The organism is Bacteroides mediterraneensis (assembly GCF_900128455.1).
Taxonomy (GTDB): domain Bacteria; phylum Bacteroidota; class Bacteroidia; order Bacteroidales; family Bacteroidaceae; genus Phocaeicola; species Phocaeicola mediterraneensis.
The window spans coordinates 2,219,295-2,238,721 of record NZ_LT635783.1 but is presented as its reverse complement, the minus strand read 5'-3'; the positions used below and the strand labels follow the sequence as shown (position 1 = coordinate 2,238,721).

The window sequence follows — 19,427 nt, the reverse complement described above, 5'->3', positions numbered from 1 at the left end:
TTATGCAAGAGTCAGAACTACAACAATATCTCCTTCGCAACTATCCACAAGAGAATGCTCGTTGCGAATGGAAGGAATTCAAGAATTTAAAGAACTCATTCTGTGGGGATGAGAAAAACGATATCATCTCATATGTGTCGGCTATTGCCAATATGGAAGGAGGACATTTAGTGATAGGGGTACATGACAGTTCTTTGGAAATTGTCGGGACTGATACCTATAACTATGACCGGCAAAAGGCAATTCTTCGTTTAACAGAACGATGTGTTAATCTTTCGACAGAAGGTCTCAATATTGAAGAGTTTGTTACCGATGACACTAACAAGAAAGTTTGGGTAGTCCATATTCCCAAGCATCGTCCCAAATTGCCTGTTTACGCTCATAACAAAGCATGGCAGCGAATTGAAGATTCTCTTGTGGAGTCGACCACTGAGCGCATGAATGTCATTCTTGATGAGCCAATATTTGGTGAAACAGATTGGTCTGCACAGATTGTTCCTGATGCAACGATAGATGACCTTGACGAAGTTGCTATAGCTAAAGCCCGCAAAATGTTTAAAAAGGTACATAGTCGTATTCCCGAATCAGAGGTAAATGCTTGGGATATTCAGACATTTCTTGGCAAATGCGGGCTGACAAGAAATGGAAGCATCACTCGTGCCGCTATCATATTGTTGGGCAAATACGAATCAGCCTTTAAGCTGCGTCCTGTTGTCGCTCAGGTAACTTGGACACGCAGGGATGCAAATCAAGATGTGGTGGACTACGAACATTTCACTGTTCCATTCATACTGACAGTAGATGAAATTCTCTCAAAGATTGAAAATCTGACTTTGCGTGAAATGCCTGGTGGTACGCTTTTCCCAGATACAATGAAACAGTATGATGACTACACTATACGCGAAGCACTTCATAACTGCATTGCTCATCAAGATTACACGATGCAACAGCGTGTCAATTTCGTTGAGAATCCCGGCTACCTATATTATTCCAACGCCGGTACTTTCATCCCCGGAACTTTGGAAAATGCTTTGAGAAATGAGGAATCTCAGACCTATTTCCGCAATGAATGCCTATGCAAGGCAATGGTGGACTTCAATATGATTGATACCGTAAGTCGTGGCATCAAGAAAATGTTTAATGAACAATGGCGCAGACACTTTCCGATGCCGGACTACGAGATTGATGCGGCAAAAAAGAAAGTTGTAGTACGCATATATGGTAACGAGATCAATAAACGATATACGGATTTATTGAAGACTGACAACACTCTATCATTATGGGATTGCATATCTCTCGATGCTGTGCAGAAAGGCAGATTCATACATGAAGATGTTGCAAAAGACTTGCTGAACAGGGGACTTATTGAGGGCGATGCTCCCAATTATACAATTTCTTTAGGAGTTGCTAAAGCCACTCGTCAATTGCAAGGTTACACCAAGCAAAAAGGACTTGATAAGGACAAAATTAAACAGATGGTTTTGCAATATCTTAAGAATGCTGGATCAGATGGAGCCAAACGTGATGGCATCTACGAATACATCAAAGATGTAATGCCTAGCAATAAGACTGAAGAGCAAAAACTACGCAGCCTTGGTGATCTATTGAAAGTTATGAAAGCCGAGGAATTGATTAGAACAGATGGACGAAATTGGTTTATATTATAGCCAATCCGTCGAAATTCGACGAAAAGATACAGCCCATTCCGTCGAAAATGTTTAAATCCGTCGAAATTCGACGAAACACATACTGAACTCAAAAGAATAAAGACCATGTTATTAGGAGACAAAATAAAAGAGTTGAGAGAAGAACACGGTGTGCTACAAAGGCAATTGGCAGCTTTGCTTGAAATAGACACTCCAATGTTTAGCAAAATAGAGCGTGGCGATAGATATGCTAAACGGGCACAAGTAATACAATTAGCTGAGTATTTCAAGATTGATAAAAATGAACTTCTTACACTATGGTTGGCAGACAAAGTATTGGATGCTATAGAAGGTGAAGACGAATTAAAGCGGAAAGCCATTGAGGTTGCACAAGAAAGAATAGGCTAATCCTCACAAATATCGGGAACTATATGGTATCATTACCATACAATTTCCGATATTAATATTTGATAATCAGATTGATATTTTACAATATTCGGTTCAAGCGTGAAGCCCTGCACTGTCGCTCGCTTCACGTTCTGAGGCTCCTAGGAATGTTGCCTTGTAAGTCGAAACGAGCAACGCAGAAGCCCCACGCCGATATGTATATATAACATACCCTTACACCGGAAGCCACCACAGGCGTACAGATACACTTATGGCTATCGGGCATAACAGGTATGGATATAACACACCCATGGGGCATTTACGTTGCTTTGTTCTTGACTTACAATTTTGAAATTTTCCTAGGATTTCAGAACGTCAAAACCAAAGCGTAGTAAACGCCTTTCAATATGTCTTGTTCAGTTTTCTGGCTTTTCCAGAAGAAAAGGGCTGGAACTGAACTTTGCAAAAGTAATAAAAGTATTCGGTTTGTTCCAACTCAGAAGCGTATAAAAACGGATTAATTACATAAACAGACAACCGTATCCGTAATTTGGGGGGGTATTTTCCCCATATTAGACTTGAAAAAGCCTGATTTTCACCCTCTAGAAAAACGCAAGTGCGTTTCATTTAAAACGCCTTTACGTTTTAGGTAAAACGCACTTGCGTTTAAAAGAAAATGTCCTTGCGTTTTGTGACGAACGCAAGGACATTTTTTTATGCCTGTTTTCGGGCTTTGAGAGGGCTGTTTTTCAGACCTCCAGTGCCCCGATGATGTCGCGTACGGAACTGTATCCGTGACGGTCCAGATAGTCGTTGATGCCCTCGGCCACTTTCACGGTGATGGCCGGGTCGATGAAGTTGGCCGTACCGATTTGGATGGCAGTGGCACCAGCCAGCAGGAATTCCACGGCGTCCTTCCAGTTCATGATACCGCCCAGGCCTACTACCGGAATCTTCACGGCCTTGGCCACCTGCCATACCATGCGCAGGGCGATGGGTTTCACGGCCGCACCGCTCATACCGCCAGTCACGGTAGACAGCACCGGACGGCGCTTCTCCGCGTCGATGGCCATACCCAGCAGGGTGTTGATGAGCGACACGCTGTCGGCTCCAGCACCTTCTGCCGCACGGGCAATCTCGGTGATGTCGGTCACGTTGGGCGACAGCTTCACAATCAAAGTCTTCTTGTAGACCTTGCGCACGGCGCTCACCACTTCGGCTGCTCCGTGGGCCGTCACACCGAAAGCCATACCTCCCTGCTTCACGTTCGGGCAGGAGATGTTCAGCTCGATGGCCGGGATGTTCTCCAGTTCGTTGATGATGGAAGCCGTTTCGGCATAGTCTTCCACCTGTGAGCCGGACACGTTCACAATCATGTTCGTACTGATGTCCTTAATCTGCGGATAGATGTGGTCTACGAAATAATGCACGCCCTTGTTCTGCAGTCCCACGGCATTGAGCATACCCATGGGTGTTTCGGCCATACGCGGATAAGGGTTTCCTTCCCGATGGTGGAGCGTGGTACCCTTCACGATGATGCCTCCGATTTTCTCCAGGTCGACAAAATCCTGGAACTCCAGTCCATATCCGAATGTACCCGATGCAGTCATGACCGGGTTCGACATGTTCAATTTACCGATGTTTACGCTTAAATCTGCCATAATAGTTTCTTTATATTAAATACCGGACCTTCTTTACATACGCACACATGTCCCTCGTCGGTCTTTTCCACGCAGCAGAGGCAGGCGCCGACGCCGCAGGCCATGGTGTTTTCCAGTGACACTTCACATTCGATACCTTCTGCCTTGGCATACTTGGCCACTGCCACCATCATGGGTTTCGGGCCGCAGGTGCAGATCAGGTCGAATCGTTTTTCTTTCAGTACGCTGTGCATGGTGACGTATCCTTTTTCGCCCATGCTGCCGTCTTCGGTGGTGGTGTACACATCGCCGAGGGCTTTGAACTCTTCCAGCTGGAGCAGGTCGTTCTGCGAGCGGGCACCCAGCAGGAAGGTCGGCTTGCATCCTCGTTTCAGGAGGGCTTCACCCAGATAGAGCATGGGAGCCGTACCTACGCCGCCGCCCACGAGCAGCACCTTGGTGTCGGGCGAAGCCGGTATCGTGAATCCGTTGCCCAGCGGGAGCACCACGTTCACCGTGTCGCCTTTCTCTACGGTGGCCAGTTTACGGGTACCGTCGCCTACGAGCTGGACGAGGAACCACACTTCGTTTTTCTCTCTATCTACATAGTTGATGGAAATGGGGCGACGCAGGAAAGTGGTCGGCGAGCCGTCCACCCGGATTTCGGCGAACTGTCCCGGAAGCATTTCGGGCAAGGGAGCCTCTTGCGTCAGCTTGATGAGAACGTAGTTCGCGTGCAGGCGAAGGTTCTCGGTGACTGTCAAATCTAAGATGTATTTCTTCATATAAAAAAGGTAAATTCGTTTCTGTCACGCAAAGATACGAATTTACCTTTTATATGCCTAGTTCCCGGGGGGATGCTTTTTCCCGTGCGGGACGTTATTTTTCGGGTTTGAAGACCTCGTAGGTGCCGTTGTCGAAGAAAATGCGTATTTCGGTAATCTTCGGATGTGGTTTCTCGATGTACTTAACTTCCTCTCTGATAATCTCTTTGGGGGGATAAACCACCTTGGGAACCTCGTTCTCCTTGCAAAAATCGGGAGAATCCGGTTCGTCGGACGTGTTTTTCGGATTCTCAAGCGGTTGGGTGAACAGGTCCATGCCTGTCACGGCGGGAGCGCTTTCTTCCATTTCGCCTTCTCCGTAGAGCAGCCAGTTGATGTTGACATACGGACAGGCTTTGTGGATGCGCATCACGACTTCCAGGCTCGGTTTGTTTCGCCCGCTGAAGATATGCGACAGTGACGAGGTGGAAATCCCAATCTTCTCGGCGAATTCGGCGTTCGTCAATCCCTCTTTTTGCATGATTTTTAGAATCCGGTCCTTCATATACAAATGGAAATGGCTTTGTTTGTTGATTACAAAAGTAATTCTTTAAATTTAGAAATGCAAATTTATAAATCTAAATTTATATCGTTACAGATGTAAAACAGCGCATTCCATTTGTACAATGTTGCTTCTATACAAGTGTAAATACAATTGTAATTTACTTTATATTATATTGTTATATTACTGGTTTTATGCTATTTATGGTTTGATAGATGTGTATATTGGGCCGAATTTGAAGTTTATTCGTCTTATTCCTTCTTTTTCTTGAATGGATTTGTGGAAATCAGTTCTATTATAGCTGGTAATCAGTCTGTTATGTATGGTTAAAGTGAAGGTTATATTTATTCGTTTACATTTAGAGATGTAATGGTTTATTCTTGTAAAACGCTTTGTATCAGTGTAATCACTCCCCTACTCGAATCGGAATATTTACATTTGTTGTGTAGAAAAGTAGTAAGTACAAATGTAAACTATACAAATCTACACGAAAGCAGGTTTACTTTTGTATTTTTCTTCTTCCAATTCTACTTGTAATTGACCGTTTGTAGGGAAACCTCGTGAGAATTTAAAATTTGACGTCCATTTGTATTTCGCCCCGGAATTTTCAATTCTCGCGAAAACGAAAAAAGCGGCATACATCCGGCGATTTTCCGAATGTATGCCGCTTTTTTGAGGGCTTATCGTGACTTCTCCGCTTCGGAGAGAAAATTTAGTGTAGGATAAAGTAAATCAGGTCGCGCAGCAGTTCCCCGTCGGGCGTGGACGGATTGCCGATGCCTTTCGACCGGGCGTCACATTCGCGGATGGCATGGATAATCTGCATCACCTTCACGCCCGAATAACGGCGCATGGCCAGCATGTAATCCTTCGCTTGCCACGGACTTTTCAGGCCCAGCTGGGCGGCAACTCCCTGGTCGGATTTTTCGGGAGCGTAATAAGCCAGCATCAGGTTGGAGAAGAAATTGAACAGGATGGCCAGCGTCATCTGCAACGGATTGTTCTTGGGATTTTCCTCGAAATACTTGATGATTTTGTTGGCCTTCAGCACGTCTTTCTCTACCAGCGCGCTCCGTAGCTCGAAGTTGTTATAGTCTTTGCTGATGCCGATGTTGCGCTCTATCTGTTCCGGTGTGATTCTGCGCATGCCTGCCGGAAGCGTCAGGATGAGTTTCTCCAGTTCGCCCGCCATGCGGTTCAGGTCGGCTCCCACGAACTCGGCCATCATCTCCGAAGCCTTGGGCTCGATTTCCACCTTCCGGCGCTTCAGGTACGACGAGATGAAACCGGGCAGCTGACTGTCCTTGAGCTTGCGCGATTCGAAGAGCACGCCGTTCTTTTCGATTTCGGCGGCCAGTTTCTTCCGGCGGTCGATACTGCCGTGCTTGTAGCACATCACTAGGATGGTCGATTTCTGGGGCTTCTGCAGGTAGAAGGCCAGCTCGTCGAGGCGTTTCAGGCTCTGTGCCTCCTTGACTACCACCACCTGGTATTCCGACATCATCGGGTAGCGCTTGGCCGCATTGATGACGTTAGCCACGTCGGTATCCGCCCCGTAGGCCACGGTCAGGTTGAATTCCTTTTCCGTCTCGTTGAGCACGGTGTCGATGATGTAGTCGGCAATCCGGTCGATGTAGTAATCCTCTTCGCCCATCAGAAAATAGACAGGCGCGTAGACCCGGTTCTTCAGGTTGCGTACAATCTCTTCGTATGTGACTTCCTTTGCCATTGTCTTCCGCCTCGTTTACCAGTCGAATTTCAGGTGTTTTACGGTTTTCTTTTCGTCGATGATCATGCGCAGGGCGTCGATGCCGATTTCCACGTGCTCATGGACGAAGTTCTTGGTCACCATCGAGTCGCTCTGTTCGGTCTTCACGCCTTCCGGAATCATGGGCTGGTCGGACACGAGCAGTAGAGCGCCCGTCGGGATGTGGTTGGCGAATCCGGTGGTGAACAAGGTGGCCGTCTCCATATCCACCGCCATGGCACGGGTTTTCAGCAGGTACTTCTTGAACTCCTCGTCGTGCTCCCAAATGCGGCGGTTGGTGGTGTAGATTGTCCCCGTCCAGTAGTCGCGCGAGTGGTCACGGATGGCCGACGATACGGCACGCTGGAGCATGAAGGCCGGAAGCGCCGGTACCTCGGGCGGATAATAGTCGTTCGACGTTCCTTCGCCGCGGATAGCGGCAATGGGGAGAATCAGGTCGCCTATCTGGTTCTTTTTGTCGATACCCCCGCACTTGCCCAGAAAGAGGCACGCCTTGGGGTGCACGGCACTCAGCAGGTCCATGATGATGGCTGCATTGGGGCTTCCCATCCCGAAGTTGATGATGGTGATTCCCTCCGCATGGGCCGAAATCATGTTGGCGTCGCGTCCCAGGATGGGCACGTTGAACCGTTCGGCAAAGATTTCGACGTATTTGTTGAAGTTCGTCAACAGGATGTATTCACCGAAGTCTTCCAGCTTCCGCTTGGTGTAGCGCGGCAGCCAGTTTGCTACTATTTCTTCTTTCGTTTTCATTGGATTTCAGAATTTGTGTTGCCAATAAGGTTTTCTCAGAAACGTGGAATCACGTTCCATTTACGCAAATGTACAATAATAATGCAAACAGGAAAAAGAATTCGGGATTTTCTCGCACCGGAGACCCGCAGATTTTGGAAAATAATTCAGCTTTTATGTGGTTTTAGGAAAATAGCGTATCTTTGCCCCGTAATAGAAGGACGCTTATGGATGTATTGAACTTACCCGCCTTTGACGCCAAGATTGCGCAGCGCGACGGAAAACACGTGATATTCGACGTAATCCGCCGCCGCTATGTGGCGCTGACTCCGGAAGAATGGGTGCGCCAGCATTTCACGCATTTCCTGCTGGAAGTAAAGGGTTATCCGCAAGGGCTGCTGGCCAATGAGATACAGATCAGCCTGAACGGGACGAAGAAACGCTGCGACACGGTGCTCTACCGCCGCGACCTGACCCCGCAGATGATTGTGGAGTACAAGGCTCCTACGGTGGAGATTACGCAGGCGGTCTTCGACCAGATTACGCGCTACAACATGGTGTTGAAGGTGGACTATCTGGTGGTGAGCAACGGGCTCCGTCACTACTGCTGCCGTATCGACTATGCGCGCAACACGTATTATTTTCTTCCCGACATCCCCCGCTATGCCGATTTGTAAGGCATAAAAAAAGAAGGAATTCCCACGGATAGGAATCCCTTCTTTCCAGTCACCGGTTTTTCCGGTACTTATTTCATTTTTGTTTCCAGATGCTTTTCCGGTTCCACACCCGCCAGTTCCGGGTCAATCATGATACGTCCGCAGTATTCGCAAACGATGATTTTCTTGCGCATGCGGATGTCGAGCTGTTTCTGAGGCGGAATCTTGTTGAAGCAACCGCCACAAGCGTCACGCTGCACGTAAGTGATACCCAAACCGTTGCGTGAGTTCTTACGGATACGCTTGAAAGCCTGAAGCAGACGCGGTTCGATGGTAGCTTCCAGGTTCTTTGCTTTTTCTCTCAGCTTTTCTTCTTCCTGTTTGGTTTCGGCCACGATTTCGTCCAGCTCGTTCTTCTTCACCTCCAGGTCTTTCTTTCTTTCCTCGAGCAGCTGTTCACTCTTCACGATTTCCTCTTCCTTAGCCTTGATGCCAGCGGTGTATTCCTTGATACGTTTTTCGCAGAGTTCCACTTCGAGGCTCTGGAATTCGATTTCCTTGGTCAGCACGTCGTATTCGCGGTTGTTGCGCACATTGTCCTGCTGGCTCTTATACTTGTCGATGGAAGTCTTGGCCGTTTCGATTTCGATTTTCTTGCTGGCCACATTCGACTTCAACTCTTCAATCTCACCCTTGATCTTTTCGATACGTGTGCTCAGACCGGTCACTTCGTCTTCCAGGTCCTGCACTTCCAGCGGAAGCTCCCCTCTCAGTGTCTTGATTTTATCAATCTCCGACAACATGGTTTGCAACTGATAGAGTGCTTTCAGCTTTTCTTCTACACTCAATTCATTCGGATCTTTTTTTGCTTCTTTAGCCATAGTTTTCTACAAGTATTTTATGGGATTGGTATTGACACGCGTCAGCTGTACATCGAGTGTCGGAAACTTCTCCCGTATGATTGAATATAATAAGTCTTTGGTATATTGTTCGCTTTCGTAGTGCCCTATTTCCGCTATCAGTATGTCGTTCTCGTAGCTGAAATAGTCGTGGTATTTCACTTCGCCTGTCAGGAAGACGTCGGCGTGCGTGCCTACCGCCTTGGGCAGCAGAAAGGCTCCGGCTCCTCCGCAGAGGGCTACCTTCTGGATGAGGCGTCCCCTCATGCGCGAGTGTTTCACGCAGCCCACTTCGAACAGTTTCTTCACGCGGCGCAGGAAGTCGGTCTCCGTTTCCGGTTCTTCCAGTTCGCCCACGAGTCCCGAACCGGCTTGTGCCCATTCGTTCTGCAAGGGATAGAAGTCGTAGGCCGGCTCCTCATAAGGATGAGCCTCGATGAGGGCCTTCTGCACCTTCCCTTTCAGGTAGGCCGGAAGCACCGTCTCCACCCGCACCTCCTGTTCCTCATGCAGCTGGCCGATTTCTCCGCAGAAAGGATGCGTGCCCGGCTGTGCGCGGAAAGTGCCCTTTCCTTCCAGGTTATAGCTGCAGGAGTCGTAGTTGCCGATGCATCCGCATCCGGCGGCGAACAAGGCCTGGCGCACCTCTTCGGCCTGGGCTGTGGGGACGAAGGTGACCAGTTTCAGCAGCTGGTTCTCTTTCGGCTCCAGGATGCGCAGGTTCTTCAGTCCGATAATTTCGGCAATCTTGAAGTTCACTCCCTGCGGGGCATTGTCCAGGTTGGTGTGCATCGAGAAAATCACGATGTCGTTCTTGATGGCTTTCAGGATGCAACGCTCCACGTAATCGCGTCCGGTAATCGACTTGTAGCCCTTGAAGATGAGCGGATGGTGGGACACAATCAGGTTATATCCCAGCGTGATGGCTTCATCTACCACGGCTTCCGTGACGTCCAGACACAACAAAGCCCCTGTAGCTTCCGCGTCTGTCAATCCGATTTGCAGTCCGGCATTGTCGAATCCGTCCTGTAAAGGCAGAGGCGCGAATATCTCAAGGGCATTCACAATTTCCTTAATTTTCATATTTCGCGAAAAATTTCATGCAAAGATAGGATTTTCCGTCCACATATCCATGCGGAGGGCGTCGTTTTTGTATTTTTTCATGAATATTCTTCCGCTTGCGGGCATAAAAAAGCCCCGCAATGTGTGTGAAGGACATTGCGAGGCTTTCTACTTATACACCTTTAAACAAAATGAATTTTGTCTTATTTGCGGGCGTCGGCGATGTAGCCCAAGGCTTCCTTGCACTTGTCGGTCACGTATGCCCAGTCTTCAGCGGCTACCTTGTCTTTCGGGAAGAGCTTGGAACCCATGCCTACGCAGAATACGCCGGCTTTGACCCATGCTGTCAGGTTTTCCTGTGTCGGTTCCACTCCGCCGGTCACCATCAGTTTGGACCACGGCATCGGAGCCAGCAGGCCTTTCACCAGTTTCGGGCCCAGCACGTCGCCCGGGAAAATCTTGCACAGGTCGCATCCCAGTTCCTGGGCGAAACCTACTTCAGACACGCTTCCGCATCCAGGAGTGTAAGGCACCAGACGGCGGTTGCACACCTTGGCGATTTCAGGGTTGAACAGCGGGCCTACCACGAAGTTGGTACCCAGCTGGATGTAAAGGGCTGCCGTGGCAGGATCTACTACAGACCCCACTCCCATTGCCATTTCCGGACATTCCTTGGCAGCGAATTTCACTACTTCGGCAAACACTTCGTGGGCGAAGTCGCCACGGTTGGTGAATTCAAAAGCACGTACACCCCCGTCGTAGCAAGCCTTTACCACTTTCTTTGCAATTTCCACGTCCTTGTGATAGAACACAGGCACCATACCCGTTGAACCGATTTTGTCCAACACCGCAATTTTATCGAATTTAGCCATTTCTTGTAAGGTTGATTGGTTGTGTTTGAAAATTATCTTTGTACGCGTCCGCTGGCATCTCCGCCTGCCAGTGCTTCCACCTCTTCGGCAGAAACCATGTTGAAGTCGCCGTTGATGGTGTGTTTCAGTGCCGAAGCAGCCACGGCGAATTCCAGTGCCTCACCCTGCGTAGACTTGGTGAGCAGGCCGTGGATGATACCGCCGGAGAAAGAGTCGCCTCCACCTACGCGGTCGATAATCGGATCGATGTCGTAGTGTTTGGATACATAGAATTCCTTGCCGTTGTAAATCATGGCCTTCCAGCCGTTGTGGGTGGCAGAGTAAGATTCACGCAATGTAGACACCACATACTTGAAGCCGAATTCCTTGGCCATGGCCGTAAAGATGCCTTTGTAGCCTTCCGCATCGGTCTTTCCGCCTTCCACGTCGGCCTCCGGTTTGAAGCCCAGGCAAAGTTCCGCATCTTCTTCGTTACCGATGCAAACGTCTACATATTGCATCAATGGGCGCATGATAGACTGTGCCTTTTCCTTGGTCCACAGCTTCTTGCGGAAGTTCAAGTCGCAGGAAACCGTTACTCCGTGGCGTTTGGCTGCTTCGCATGCCAGACGGGTCAGTTCGGCCGCCTTGTCCGAGATGGCCGGAGTGATGCCCGACCAGTGGAACCAGTCGGCTCCTTCCATGATGGCATCGAAGTCGAAGTCGCAGGGATCTGCTTCCGCAATGGCAGAATGTGCGCGGTCGTAAATCACCTTGCTGGGACGCATGGAAGCTCCCGTTTCCAGATAGTAGATACCTACACGGTCGCCGCCGCGGGCAATGTAGTCCGTTTTCACACCGTATCTGCGCAAGGCATTGACAGCCGACTGTCCGATTTCGTGTTTCGGCAGCTTGGTTACGAAATATGCCTCATGGCCGTAGTTGGCACAGCTCACTGCCACGTTGGCTTCGCCCCCGCCGTACACCACGTCGAAGCTGTCTGATTGAACAAAGCGAGTATTGCCCGGTGTAGACAATCTCAGCATGATTTCGCCTAAAGTAACAATTTTTCCCATGGCTAGATAATCTTTTTAAACTTATATGGTTGATAATGTAGTTTTCCGTTCGCCTCGCAGAGGGGATAGCTGTTCTTGAAAATATCCTCTCTGTGTGCGCACACAAAGGTACAGTTTATTTTTTAAAAACCAAAATAAGTTATATATTTGTATCGATAAGTTACGAAAAGAGTGTAATTTATTGGAAATGAGCGTAGGTTAATTGCTCATGATAGTAATAGGTTACGATTTAGTTAGTTATCTACTGCATCATCCTTCTGCGCATTGCGTAACCTTCAAAGAACTCTTCGTATGCAAAAGTAACAATAAAACGGGAGATTTTGAAATGAATCTCCCTAATTTTTTTCTTCTCATACAAGTTTTTCCGTAAAAGCGGTTTTATCCGTCGGTACACCATCGCCCAAAAGGATTTTGAACGGACGTATGCCGACTGCCGCATAAGCGGCGAAAAGGGCTTTGCCTCACGCCTAAACAACAGTTTAGACTGATGATGCAAGGCCCATTTCTTTTGTGCTTATGCCAAAGAGGTGCTTTTACGGGTTCGCAGATGATTTCTTTTTCCGCTGTTCCTTTGAGCCGTAAGCGGAAAGCCGTGTCTGACCGCCCGATCCATAAATGGAACAAGCCGTCATGCACGGCAGGCAAACCGGGAAGAATGATTTTATCCGTCAGACCGGACACGCTCGGACAGACATATAAAATCATACTTCCTTGCCGGTGGTTTACCCGGTTCCACGCTTCCGGCTATGTCCCTTTTCCTTTTTGGCGTTTTCCCTTTTTCACGGATTTCTCTTTTGAAGTTTTCCTGTCTAATCTGCCTCCACTTCCGTTTACCTCCATTTTCGCGTCTTTCAGTGAGCCGCATCAGGCAGTCATTTCCGTTCTGGGCGCAAAGGTAATTCCGGGATTGGACGGGAATGCAAGGTCAAGCCTCCTGTTTTCGGAAAAAATCTCCAGCCCTGCGGGTAGTATTTTTCCCGAAAAACCTTGCATTCCCTAATCCCTACCTTTTCAAGCACCCGAAACGAAAACGACCGATGCGACAGAAAGACGCATAAAAAAAATGTCGGATAAACGAGAGGCAGATAAGATAGTTTGAAACTCAACTCCCTCAGCTCTTGAATCCGCATTAAAAAAATAAAAAATCAAAAACAGCGAAGATATGACGGCAACGGCAAATTTCAGACAAATGGCGCAGTACATAGGGTTTGCGATATGCGGCTTAATGGTGCGCACCGCCTTCGGGGTGTTCGGCATCCTTTGGGCATCATTAGAGAGATTGTAAACGGAGTGTTCCGAGTGGCGATAGGCGTAATCGTGGCTATCCTTTCCACTATCGCCTTCTTCGGTTTCATCCTTTGGTTATTCACCCTTTAACCCCTACCGACATGGCAAAGAGAAGCAGCAAAACGGTAGCGCAGCAATGCAGATACTACGAGGTGGACAACATCTTCGTGTACATGGTGGAAACGTACATCAACGGCAACATATCCGTGTTCCGTGAACTCTACCGAGAACTGAACAAGGACGCACGGAGGGATTTTACAGACTTCCTTCTGAGCGAGGTAGAGCCGACCTATTGGAGAGAGATACTGAAACAGACAATCTAAAAACGACAGCGATATGAAAGGAACAGAACATTTCAAGAGAACGATACAGATGTATCTGGAGCAGCGTGCAGCGGAAGATGCGCTCTTTGCGAAGAACTACCGCAACCCTGCTAAGAACATAGACGATTGCGTCACCTACATTCTCAACTACGTGCAGCGGAGCGGTTGCAACGGCTTCACGGACGGGGAGATATTCGGGCAAGCCGTCCACTACTATGACGAGAACGAGATAGAGGTAGGCAAGCCCATTCAGTGCCACGTGGCGGTGAACCATGTTGTGGAACTCACGGCGGAGGAAAAGGCGGAAGCACGGCAGAACGCAGTCCGCAGATACCAAGAAGAAGAACTCCGCAAGTTGCAGAACCGCAGCAAGCCGAGAACCGCCACCAAAGCGACCGCACAAGAAGTACAACAACCCAACCTATTCAATTTCTGATTATGAAACCGAGAACACCCATACAGCAGGAAGTCGCACGATTAAGCGAGCGACTGCCCAAATTGACCGCCACACAGAGGGCATACGCTTTCCGTCATTGCTTCAAGCATTACGCCATCAAGAGGGCGGACGGCACGAACATCTGCACCGAGTGTGGACATTCGTGGAGGAGTGAACACGACCTTGCGGACACCGTTTGCGGATGCACCTGCCCCCATTGCGGCATGAAGCTGGAAGCGTTGCGCACCCGAAAGAGCGTGTTCAGCGAGAACGAGTATTTCTGCATCATCACCACCTGCAAGCAGTACCAAGTGATACGCTTCTTCTTCGTCAAATCCCGATACAAGGCAGGGCAGGCAGCCGAGTATTCCATTTATGAAGTGGTGCAAAGGTGGATTTCGCCCAAAGGCACAACCGTCACTGTCGCCCGACTGCGAGGAATGTCCATACTTTACTACGACCTATGGGCGGAATACAGCGACATGGAGGTACGCAAGAACAACAAACTCCGTGCATACGATATAAACCCCGTCTGCACCTATCCCCGACAGCGTTTCATACCCGAACTGAAACGCAACGGCTTCAATGGCGAATACCACAACATACTGCCTTACGACCTTTTCACGGCTATCCTTTCCGACAGCCGAGCCGAAACGCTGTTGAAGGCAGGGCAATATCCCATGTTGCGCCACTACATCCGCAGTTCCTTTGACATAGAGAGGTATTGGGCATCCATAAAGATATGTATCCGTAACGGTTACACCATTTCGGACGGCTCCATGTGGCGTGACACCATAGACCTCCTGCGTCATTTCGGCAAGGACACGAACAGCCCGAAGTACGTCTGTCCCTCCGACCTCAAAGCCGAACACGACAGACTTATGCACAAGCGCAACAAGGAGATAGAGCGCAAGAAGTTGGAGGAACGCATCCGCCAAGCGAAGAAACACGAGAAGGCATACCGCAAACTCAAAGGCATATTCTTCGGCATTGCCTTTACGGACGGCACTTTGCAGGTGCGTGTGTTGGAGAGCGTGGCGGAGTTTGCAGCGGAAGGGACGGAACTGCACCATTGCGTGTTTTCCAACTCCTATTTCCTTGAAAAGAACTCCCTTATCCTATCCGCCACCATTGACGGCAAGCGCATAGAAACGGTGGAGGTTTCCTTGAAGACATTGGAGGTGGTGCAAAGTCGTGGCTTGCACAATTCCAATACCGAGTACCACGACCGCATTGTAAACCTTGTGAACAGCAACGTGAACCTTATCCGCCAGCGGATGGAAGCGGCATAGTATCAACCTATAATACCCAATAGTATGGAAGTAAGAATTGAAAGCATGATTTGTCTGTGGGACGATAAAATCCCCACGATGTTCCTTGAATTTGTAAACCTCCTCACTCTTGCAACGAGTGAGGAGCAGTTAAGACGGAGTGTAAAGGACTTTGCCGAGAAGCACGAACTTGACAGGTTTTTCCTTTACGGCTTCGGCTCCCACCATTTCTACCTGCACCAACGCTATACGAGTGACCCCGAAATGGTGATGAAGAACAGAATTCTGTCAGTACATTTTTAACCACCCTAAAATCAACGATTATGGCAACACGAATGACCATCAACGGAATAAGCACCTGCACGGAAGCAGGTACGGAGAAATACGAGCGTTTCCAATTAGGTATCGGCAGACGCAAGCGGACACTTGTGCAGTACGACTACCGCCACCCCACAGACGGAGAGTTGTTCTCTTGTGTCAAACCCACATTGGACGAGTGCCGAGCCGCACGGGACAAGTGGCTCACGGAAAAGGAAGAAAAGGAGGACAACCGATGAAAGCAGCCTATCAAACGCTGATAGTGAAGTTCAGCCAGCCTATCAAAGTATTGGACGGCATCTTTGACGATGCCGAAGCGTGGGGAGTTGATACCCTAAAAGGGTGGATAGACGACTACGAGAGCAGCAGGTTTACCGCCATCAACAGCCATACGGCAGTCATCACAAGCGAGTACAATATGGAGTGCCTGATGGAATGGCTGAAACGAAACACCCCCATTGCCGAGATAACAGAATGTTAAACAAGTTGGCGGTGTCCGCACCGCCAACCTAAAACCAAGAAAAGCATGATAGCAAAGACGATTTTACAGCAGATAGGCGGCAGACGCTTTGTCGCCATGACGGGAAGCAAGGATTTTACAGACATGGGCAACGGCTTACGCATGAGCCTTGCGAGGAACAAGACGAGCGCAAACCGTCTTGACATCATCTACGATGCCGGCTTAGACCTTTACAATATGCGTTTCTACCGCAAAACGTTCAGTAAAAAGACATTCGAGTGCAAGACGAAGGACATCGAAACGCACGAGGGCATATACTGCGATATGCTGGAAGAAATGTTCACGATGGTAACGGGACTCTACACCCGTTTTTAAGTGGCGGCGGCAAAAGCCGCCCTACTTTCTTTCGGTGAGCATGATGGCGGACAAAGAAAGTAGCAAAGAAACCGCTGTCCCAATCTACGATAGTATTCACAAAAACAAGTTTCAATCATGGAAGAAATCAGACAAAACGGAAAAATCATCTTGCACAGCGATGACGGAATAAGCATAAAGATGATTTTCAAAAACCTCACGGGGAAGAATTTTCAAGGTCAGAAATATGCAGAGTATATCCGGCACATCGCAATCGGGGAGATGGGATTTTCGCCCGGCATCATAGAGCATTGCAGGGACGGTGAAGTAATCGGCAAGGGAAAAATCCCGAATGTATGAAAAGCGGAAAATCCGATGAAGTTGCGGCTTCATCGGATTTTCATTTGTCAGGCATTTGCCATGTTACGGAATGTACAGCAGTGCAAACTCCGCCTTTCTCCGTTTGAGCAGCATGGCGTGCCGTTTACCCTTGTAGTTGCAGAAAGCGATATATTCCCGGTAAATGTTCCTGTCGCCCGCCTCCAATTTTCGGATCAGCGTGCTTTTGGGTATCTTTCCGCTCCCCAAAAGCCGGTATGGACCGACATTGTAGGCGAGCGTGGCAAGGAGCAGACTGTCACGCCCGAACTTGCGGAACATGGCGCAGAACTTCCGCAAGTCTTTCCGCAGGAGCGCGTCCGCCTGCCGCTTCGTCATGGTGCGTGCCGAATACCTTTCCCCCGGCTGCACCTGATGCCCCCAGCCCACGTATGGGTGGTGTTTCTCCGAATGCCAGCCCTCGAAATACTTCGTACACCGAACCGCCCGCTCGAAAGGCGGCAGGCGGTAGATTGCCGCCTGCCCGTCCGTCCCCTTCTGACGGCTGTCCCGTGCGGACACGGAACAGACCGCCAGTAGCGAACAGAGGATAGCCATGAATACACGCATCATCTTGGCAGAGGTTTGTAATTGCCGATGGGGATGACGGTCTGAATGTCGTCCTTCACGTTCCGGTTGTTGAAGTTAAATTCCAATTCGTAGGAATTTTTGAAATTGTCCTCCACCACCACGATGAAGTTGTGCGCCTCGTCGCCCTCAGCCGTATAGTACAGCCGGAACTTCTCGTTTTCGAGCAGGTAGCGGTCATTGGGCAGGAAAGTGATGCCATTGTCCATCTTCAGCGTGCCTTCCCCCTCGAACTGGAAATACCGGATGGTGTAGAGCGTGTTGGCAAATTCGCCTGTCTTTTTCAGCTCACAGCGGATTTCCACCGTCTGCCCCTTTGTCACCTTGTTGGGTACGGGCATCGTTTCCACCGTGAACGGATAGGATTGCTGGATGTCCATGTCATCGTCACACGATGCGAGCGTGAGCGACACGGCGGCGAACAGGCAGAGTGCCAACGCCTTGAAGATGGATGTTCTCTTGTTCTTGTTGTTCAGTATGTTCATTGTCCTTTGATTTTTAAGTTATTGTTCATTTCTTTTTTTGCTGTCCGTTGCAGATACTCGTTCAAGTCCTTGCAACCGTCATAGAGTGCGGAACGGTCACAGACACGTCCGCCGTAGTGTCCTTTGAGGACTTCCAGCGTCCTCCGCCCGGATTCGTCACGGTCGAGGAAGCAGTCGATGCGCCCGTACCCGTCCAAGTGTTTCACCGCCTTGCCTACGTTGGCGACGGAGTTCAGCACAAGGCTGTCGCCATTGCCGCCTATGCCGAGTGTGTCAGCGGACAGAAAGTCCATGAAACCCTCGAACACGCTGCATACGTCAGAGGCGGTATCTTCCGGTTTTATCAGTGACACATCTTTGGGTGGTATGCAACCCTTAAAATAGCGGCTCCGGATTTCGTAGCCACCAGCCACGTTCGGGAAGCCAACTGTGAAATACCGCTTTCCACGCACGCCATAGTTCAGGCGGCAGCAGTGGCGGGATGCAACGGCATAAGGGATGCCCCGTTCCGCCAGATAGTCCGTCAGTGGTGAGCGGAGCAGCGGGACGGCTTCCACTCCCTCAAAGGCAGGTTCGGACGGTTCCGGCAGGTACAACGGCTTTTTCGCTGAGACAAATGGCATACGCACAGTTTCCGCTATGAATCCCGCCTGCGCCATGAAGTCACCGCTTCGGGCAAACTCCCCGGCAAGCGTGAAGATGTCACCGCCCTTGCCCAAGCCGAAGTCGTACCAGAGCCGTTTCGCCACGTTCACGCGGAAAGAGGGCGTGCGCTCATTGCGGTATGGCGCATGATACCACAGCTCGTTTCCGCTCCTTCGGACAGGCTCATGTCCCAACCGTGCGAGAAAGTCCGCGAGGGATATTTGCCTCATAGTGTCTATATCCGTCCGTTCCATGCGGCGCATCAGTTGATGATGAACTTTATACCCATGCCCCACTGCGTATGAAATTTCTTCGTGTCGCCACCCCACAGGCAACGCTCCCGGAGGTTGGCGAGCAGGGCGATACGGTCAGCCACGTAAAACTCCACGTCCAGCGTCAGCGCACCGCCATAGACGAAGGCGTCCCGGTCATGCAGTGTCGAGCCGTCATGCAGCACCTTTTCGCCCCAATTCACCGATTCATACCCGGCGAGAGCCGAAGCCCCCGCATAGACGAACACGATTTTACGGGCATCGGAAAGTATCTTGAAATAGTAGCCGCCTTCCGCCGTGAACTGCGCCACAGGTATGGAAGTGTCCTTGTAGGGGTTGTTCTTCAGAATATACTCACCTCCGAACACCCATTTATTACCCTTCTTCGTGTAGGTGGAGAGAGCCGCCCCGAAACTGTACCCGCCGTCGTTACCGCCGGGTTTGAAGCCGTCTGCCAGATTCGCCCTGACCTCGATACCCTGCATCTTCGGCAGGCATCGCTGGGCGTGCGCCTGCCCCGTGAAGAGTGCAAGCGACGCGATGATTATTGCGATGTGCTTTCTCATG

The 19,427-nt window shown here is 49.6% G+C and carries 24 protein-coding genes and 1 pseudogene; 12 read left to right on the top strand and 13 right to left on the bottom strand.

The features are described 5' to 3' along the window. The first annotated feature begins 2 nt into the window (after positions 1–2). Positions 3–1,667: an RNA-binding domain-containing protein gene (locus tag BQ7480_RS09310; RefSeq protein ID WP_072542621.1), complete on the top strand. Its 1,665-nt coding sequence runs from the start codon at positions 3–5 to the stop codon at positions 1,665–1,667. A 105-nt stretch (positions 1,668–1,772) separates the two neighbouring features. Then, positions 1,773–2,054, top strand: coding sequence for a helix-turn-helix domain-containing protein (locus BQ7480_RS09305; protein WP_072542620.1), 282 nt, complete (start codon positions 1,773–1,775; stop codon positions 2,052–2,054). Positions 2,055–2,782: 728 nt separating this feature from the next. Here BQ7480_RS09305 and BQ7480_RS09300 read toward each other — a convergent pair. From BQ7480_RS09300 to BQ7480_RS09280, 5 genes are all read right to left on the bottom strand, one after another. Continuing rightward, complete coding sequence (locus BQ7480_RS09300) at positions 2,783–3,694, bottom strand: dihydroorotate dehydrogenase (RefSeq protein WP_072542619.1); 912 nt, start codon at positions 3,692–3,694, stop codon at positions 2,783–2,785. Beyond that, positions 3,682–4,458, bottom strand: a complete 777-nt coding sequence (locus BQ7480_RS09295; protein WP_072542618.1) for a dihydroorotate dehydrogenase electron transfer subunit — start codon at positions 4,456–4,458, stop codon at positions 3,682–3,684. The genes BQ7480_RS09300 and BQ7480_RS09295 overlap by 13 nt, the downstream gene beginning before the upstream one ends. A gap of 94 nt (positions 4,459–4,552) precedes the next feature. Further along, entirely contained in the window at positions 4,553–5,002 is a 450-nt protein-coding gene (locus tag BQ7480_RS09290) for a helix-turn-helix domain-containing protein (protein ID WP_072542617.1), read from the bottom strand. 709 nt (positions 5,003–5,711) lie between these two features. Then, on the bottom strand, positions 5,712–6,728 hold the full coding sequence (gene holA / locus BQ7480_RS09285; protein ID WP_072542616.1) for a DNA polymerase III subunit delta: 1,017 nt from the start codon (positions 6,726–6,728) through the stop codon (positions 5,712–5,714). A gap of 15 nt (positions 6,729–6,743) precedes the next feature. Then, positions 6,744–7,520, bottom strand: a complete 777-nt coding sequence (locus BQ7480_RS09280; protein WP_072542615.1) for an AMP nucleosidase — start codon at positions 7,518–7,520, stop codon at positions 6,744–6,746. Between the two features lie 206 nt (positions 7,521–7,726). Here BQ7480_RS09280 and BQ7480_RS09275 point away from each other — a divergent pair, with 206 nt between their 5' ends. Beyond that, complete coding sequence (locus BQ7480_RS09275; protein WP_072542614.1) at positions 7,727–8,176, top strand: type I restriction enzyme HsdR N-terminal domain-containing protein; 450 nt, start codon at positions 7,727–7,729, stop codon at positions 8,174–8,176. A 68-nt stretch (positions 8,177–8,244) separates the two neighbouring features. On the opposite strand, the gene BQ7480_RS09270 is transcribed toward BQ7480_RS09275, so the two are convergent. The 4 genes from BQ7480_RS09270 to BQ7480_RS09255 all read right to left on the bottom strand — a co-directional run bounded on the left by BQ7480_RS09270 (position 8,245) and on the right by BQ7480_RS09255 (position 12,043). After that, positions 8,245–9,036, bottom strand: coding sequence for a zinc ribbon domain-containing protein (locus BQ7480_RS09270; RefSeq protein WP_072542613.1), 792 nt, complete (start codon positions 9,034–9,036; stop codon positions 8,245–8,247). A 6-nt stretch (positions 9,037–9,042) separates the two neighbouring features. Beyond that, the gene (locus BQ7480_RS09265; RefSeq protein ID WP_072542612.1) at positions 9,043–10,137 is read right to left on the bottom strand and encodes a Nif3-like dinuclear metal center hexameric protein; all 1,095 of its coding nucleotides are present in this window, start codon (positions 10,135–10,137) and stop codon (positions 9,043–9,045) included. 182 nt (positions 10,138–10,319) lie between these two features. Next, entirely contained in the window at positions 10,320–10,988 is a 669-nt protein-coding gene (locus tag BQ7480_RS09260; RefSeq protein ID WP_072542611.1) for a bifunctional 4-hydroxy-2-oxoglutarate aldolase/2-dehydro-3-deoxy-phosphogluconate aldolase, read from the bottom strand. A 32-nt stretch (positions 10,989–11,020) separates the two neighbouring features. Then, entirely contained in the window at positions 11,021–12,043 is a 1,023-nt protein-coding gene (locus BQ7480_RS09255; protein ID WP_072542610.1) for a sugar kinase, read from the bottom strand. A 1,162-nt stretch (positions 12,044–13,205) separates the two neighbouring features. Between BQ7480_RS09255 and BQ7480_RS09235 the strand changes: the two are divergent. The 9 genes and pseudogenes from BQ7480_RS09235 (at position 13,206) to BQ7480_RS09195 (ending at position 16,852) form a co-directional block, all read left to right on the top strand. Continuing rightward, a pseudogene (locus BQ7480_RS09235) lies at positions 13,206–13,420 on the top strand (hypothetical protein). A gap of 11 nt (positions 13,421–13,431) precedes the next feature. Continuing rightward, complete coding sequence (locus BQ7480_RS09230; RefSeq protein ID WP_005944104.1) at positions 13,432–13,653, top strand: hypothetical protein; 222 nt, start codon at positions 13,432–13,434, stop codon at positions 13,651–13,653. Positions 13,654–13,666: 13 nt separating this feature from the next. Beyond that, on the top strand, positions 13,667–14,089 hold the full coding sequence (locus BQ7480_RS09225; RefSeq protein ID WP_005944107.1) for a PcfK-like family protein: 423 nt from the start codon (positions 13,667–13,669) through the stop codon (positions 14,087–14,089). 2 nt (positions 14,090–14,091) lie between these two features. Further along, the gene (locus BQ7480_RS09220) at positions 14,092–15,381 is read left to right on the top strand and encodes a PcfJ domain-containing protein (protein ID WP_005944110.1); all 1,290 of its coding nucleotides are present in this window, start codon (positions 14,092–14,094) and stop codon (positions 15,379–15,381) included. 24 nt (positions 15,382–15,405) lie between these two features. Then, positions 15,406–15,663, top strand: a complete 258-nt coding sequence (locus BQ7480_RS09215) for a hypothetical protein (RefSeq protein ID WP_005944113.1) — start codon at positions 15,406–15,408, stop codon at positions 15,661–15,663. A 20-nt stretch (positions 15,664–15,683) separates the two neighbouring features. Then, positions 15,684–15,917, top strand: coding sequence for a DUF3873 domain-containing protein (locus BQ7480_RS09210; protein WP_005944115.1), 234 nt, complete (start codon positions 15,684–15,686; stop codon positions 15,915–15,917). Continuing rightward, complete coding sequence (locus tag BQ7480_RS09205; protein WP_005944117.1) at positions 15,914–16,159, top strand: DUF6956 domain-containing protein; 246 nt, start codon at positions 15,914–15,916, stop codon at positions 16,157–16,159. Before BQ7480_RS09210 ends, BQ7480_RS09205 begins: the two co-directional genes overlap by 4 nt. A 45-nt stretch (positions 16,160–16,204) precedes the next feature. Continuing rightward, a complete protein-coding gene (locus BQ7480_RS09200; RefSeq protein WP_005944119.1) occupies positions 16,205–16,513 on the top strand; it encodes a hypothetical protein in 309 nt (102 codons plus the stop codon). Positions 16,514–16,630: 117 nt separating this feature from the next. Then, positions 16,631–16,852 (top strand): DUF7688 family protein, encoded by a 222-nt coding sequence (locus tag BQ7480_RS09195; protein WP_005944120.1) that lies wholly within the window; start codon positions 16,631–16,633, stop codon positions 16,850–16,852. Between the two features lie 63 nt (positions 16,853–16,915). On the opposite strand, the gene BQ7480_RS09190 is transcribed toward BQ7480_RS09195, so the two are convergent. The 4 genes from BQ7480_RS09190 to BQ7480_RS09175 are packed head-to-tail and all read right to left on the bottom strand — an operon-like array spanning position 16,916 to position 19,426. After that, the gene (locus BQ7480_RS09190; protein ID WP_015532448.1) at positions 16,916–17,443 is read right to left on the bottom strand and encodes a glycoside hydrolase family protein; all 528 of its coding nucleotides are present in this window, start codon (positions 17,441–17,443) and stop codon (positions 16,916–16,918) included. Then, the gene (locus tag BQ7480_RS09185; protein WP_005944124.1) at positions 17,440–17,943 is read right to left on the bottom strand and encodes a DUF3872 domain-containing protein; all 504 of its coding nucleotides are present in this window, start codon (positions 17,941–17,943) and stop codon (positions 17,440–17,442) included. The genes BQ7480_RS09190 and BQ7480_RS09185 overlap by 4 nt, the downstream gene beginning before the upstream one ends. Beyond that, on the bottom strand, positions 17,940–18,842 hold the full coding sequence (locus BQ7480_RS09180) for a toprim domain-containing protein (RefSeq protein ID WP_025066945.1): 903 nt from the start codon (positions 18,840–18,842) through the stop codon (positions 17,940–17,942). Before BQ7480_RS09180 ends, BQ7480_RS09185 begins: the two co-directional genes overlap by 4 nt. 8 nt (positions 18,843–18,850) lie before the next feature. Beyond that, a complete protein-coding gene (locus BQ7480_RS09175) occupies positions 18,851–19,426 on the bottom strand; it encodes a conjugal transfer protein TraO (RefSeq protein ID WP_005944127.1) in 576 nt (191 codons plus the stop codon). Position 19,427 lies beyond the last annotated feature (1 nt).

Excerpts from the sequence above, each read along its gene's own strand:
- BQ7480_RS09230 (WP_005944104.1), top strand. The coding sequence starts at position 13,432 with ATGGCAAAGAGAAGCAGCAAAACGGTAGCGCAGCAATGCAGATACTAC.
- BQ7480_RS09275 (WP_072542614.1), top strand. The coding sequence starts at position 7,727 with ATGGATGTATTGAACTTACCCGCCTTTGACGCCAAGATTGCGCAGCGC.
- BQ7480_RS09280 (WP_072542615.1), bottom strand. The coding sequence starts at position 7,520 with ATGAAAACGAAAGAAGAAATAGTAGCAAACTGGCTGCCGCGCTACACC.
- BQ7480_RS09190 (WP_015532448.1), bottom strand. The coding sequence starts at position 17,443 with ATGATGCGTGTATTCATGGCTATCCTCTGTTCGCTACTGGCGGTCTGT.
- BQ7480_RS09260 (WP_072542611.1), bottom strand. The coding sequence starts at position 10,988 with ATGGCTAAATTCGATAAAATTGCGGTGTTGGACAAAATCGGTTCAACG.
- BQ7480_RS09225 (WP_005944107.1), top strand. The coding sequence starts at position 13,667 with ATGAAAGGAACAGAACATTTCAAGAGAACGATACAGATGTATCTGGAG.
- BQ7480_RS09185 (WP_005944124.1), bottom strand. The coding sequence starts at position 17,943 with ATGAACATACTGAACAACAAGAACAAGAGAACATCCATCTTCAAGGCG.
- BQ7480_RS09195 (WP_005944120.1), top strand. The coding sequence starts at position 16,631 with ATGGAAGAAATCAGACAAAACGGAAAAATCATCTTGCACAGCGATGAC.
- BQ7480_RS09290 (WP_072542617.1), bottom strand. The coding sequence starts at position 5,002 with ATGAAGGACCGGATTCTAAAAATCATGCAAAAAGAGGGATTGACGAAC.
- BQ7480_RS09210 (WP_005944115.1), top strand. The coding sequence starts at position 15,684 with ATGGCAACACGAATGACCATCAACGGAATAAGCACCTGCACGGAAGCA.
- BQ7480_RS09175 (WP_005944127.1), bottom strand. The coding sequence starts at position 19,426 with ATGAGAAAGCACATCGCAATAATCATCGCGTCGCTTGCACTCTTCACG.
- BQ7480_RS09295 (WP_072542618.1), bottom strand. The coding sequence starts at position 4,458 with ATGAAGAAATACATCTTAGATTTGACAGTCACCGAGAACCTTCGCCTG.
- BQ7480_RS09180 (WP_025066945.1), bottom strand. The coding sequence starts at position 18,842 with ATGGAACGGACGGATATAGACACTATGAGGCAAATATCCCTCGCGGAC.
- BQ7480_RS09205 (WP_005944117.1), top strand. The coding sequence starts at position 15,914 with ATGAAAGCAGCCTATCAAACGCTGATAGTGAAGTTCAGCCAGCCTATC.
- BQ7480_RS09270 (WP_072542613.1), bottom strand. The coding sequence starts at position 9,036 with ATGGCTAAAGAAGCAAAAAAAGATCCGAATGAATTGAGTGTAGAAGAA.
- holA (WP_072542616.1), bottom strand. The coding sequence starts at position 6,728 with ATGGCAAAGGAAGTCACATACGAAGAGATTGTACGCAACCTGAAGAAC.
- BQ7480_RS09255 (WP_072542610.1), bottom strand. The coding sequence starts at position 12,043 with ATGGGAAAAATTGTTACTTTAGGCGAAATCATGCTGAGATTGTCTACA.
- BQ7480_RS09200 (WP_005944119.1), top strand. The coding sequence starts at position 16,205 with ATGATAGCAAAGACGATTTTACAGCAGATAGGCGGCAGACGCTTTGTC.
- BQ7480_RS09265 (WP_072542612.1), bottom strand. The coding sequence starts at position 10,137 with ATGAAAATTAAGGAAATTGTGAATGCCCTTGAGATATTCGCGCCTCTG.
- BQ7480_RS09220 (WP_005944110.1), top strand. The coding sequence starts at position 14,092 with ATGAAACCGAGAACACCCATACAGCAGGAAGTCGCACGATTAAGCGAG.
- BQ7480_RS09305 (WP_072542620.1), top strand. The coding sequence starts at position 1,773 with ATGTTATTAGGAGACAAAATAAAAGAGTTGAGAGAAGAACACGGTGTG.
- BQ7480_RS09215 (WP_005944113.1), top strand. The coding sequence starts at position 15,406 with ATGGAAGTAAGAATTGAAAGCATGATTTGTCTGTGGGACGATAAAATC.
- BQ7480_RS09300 (WP_072542619.1), bottom strand. The coding sequence starts at position 3,694 with ATGGCAGATTTAAGCGTAAACATCGGTAAATTGAACATGTCGAACCCG.
- BQ7480_RS09310 (WP_072542621.1), top strand. The coding sequence starts at position 3 with ATGCAAGAGTCAGAACTACAACAATATCTCCTTCGCAACTATCCACAA.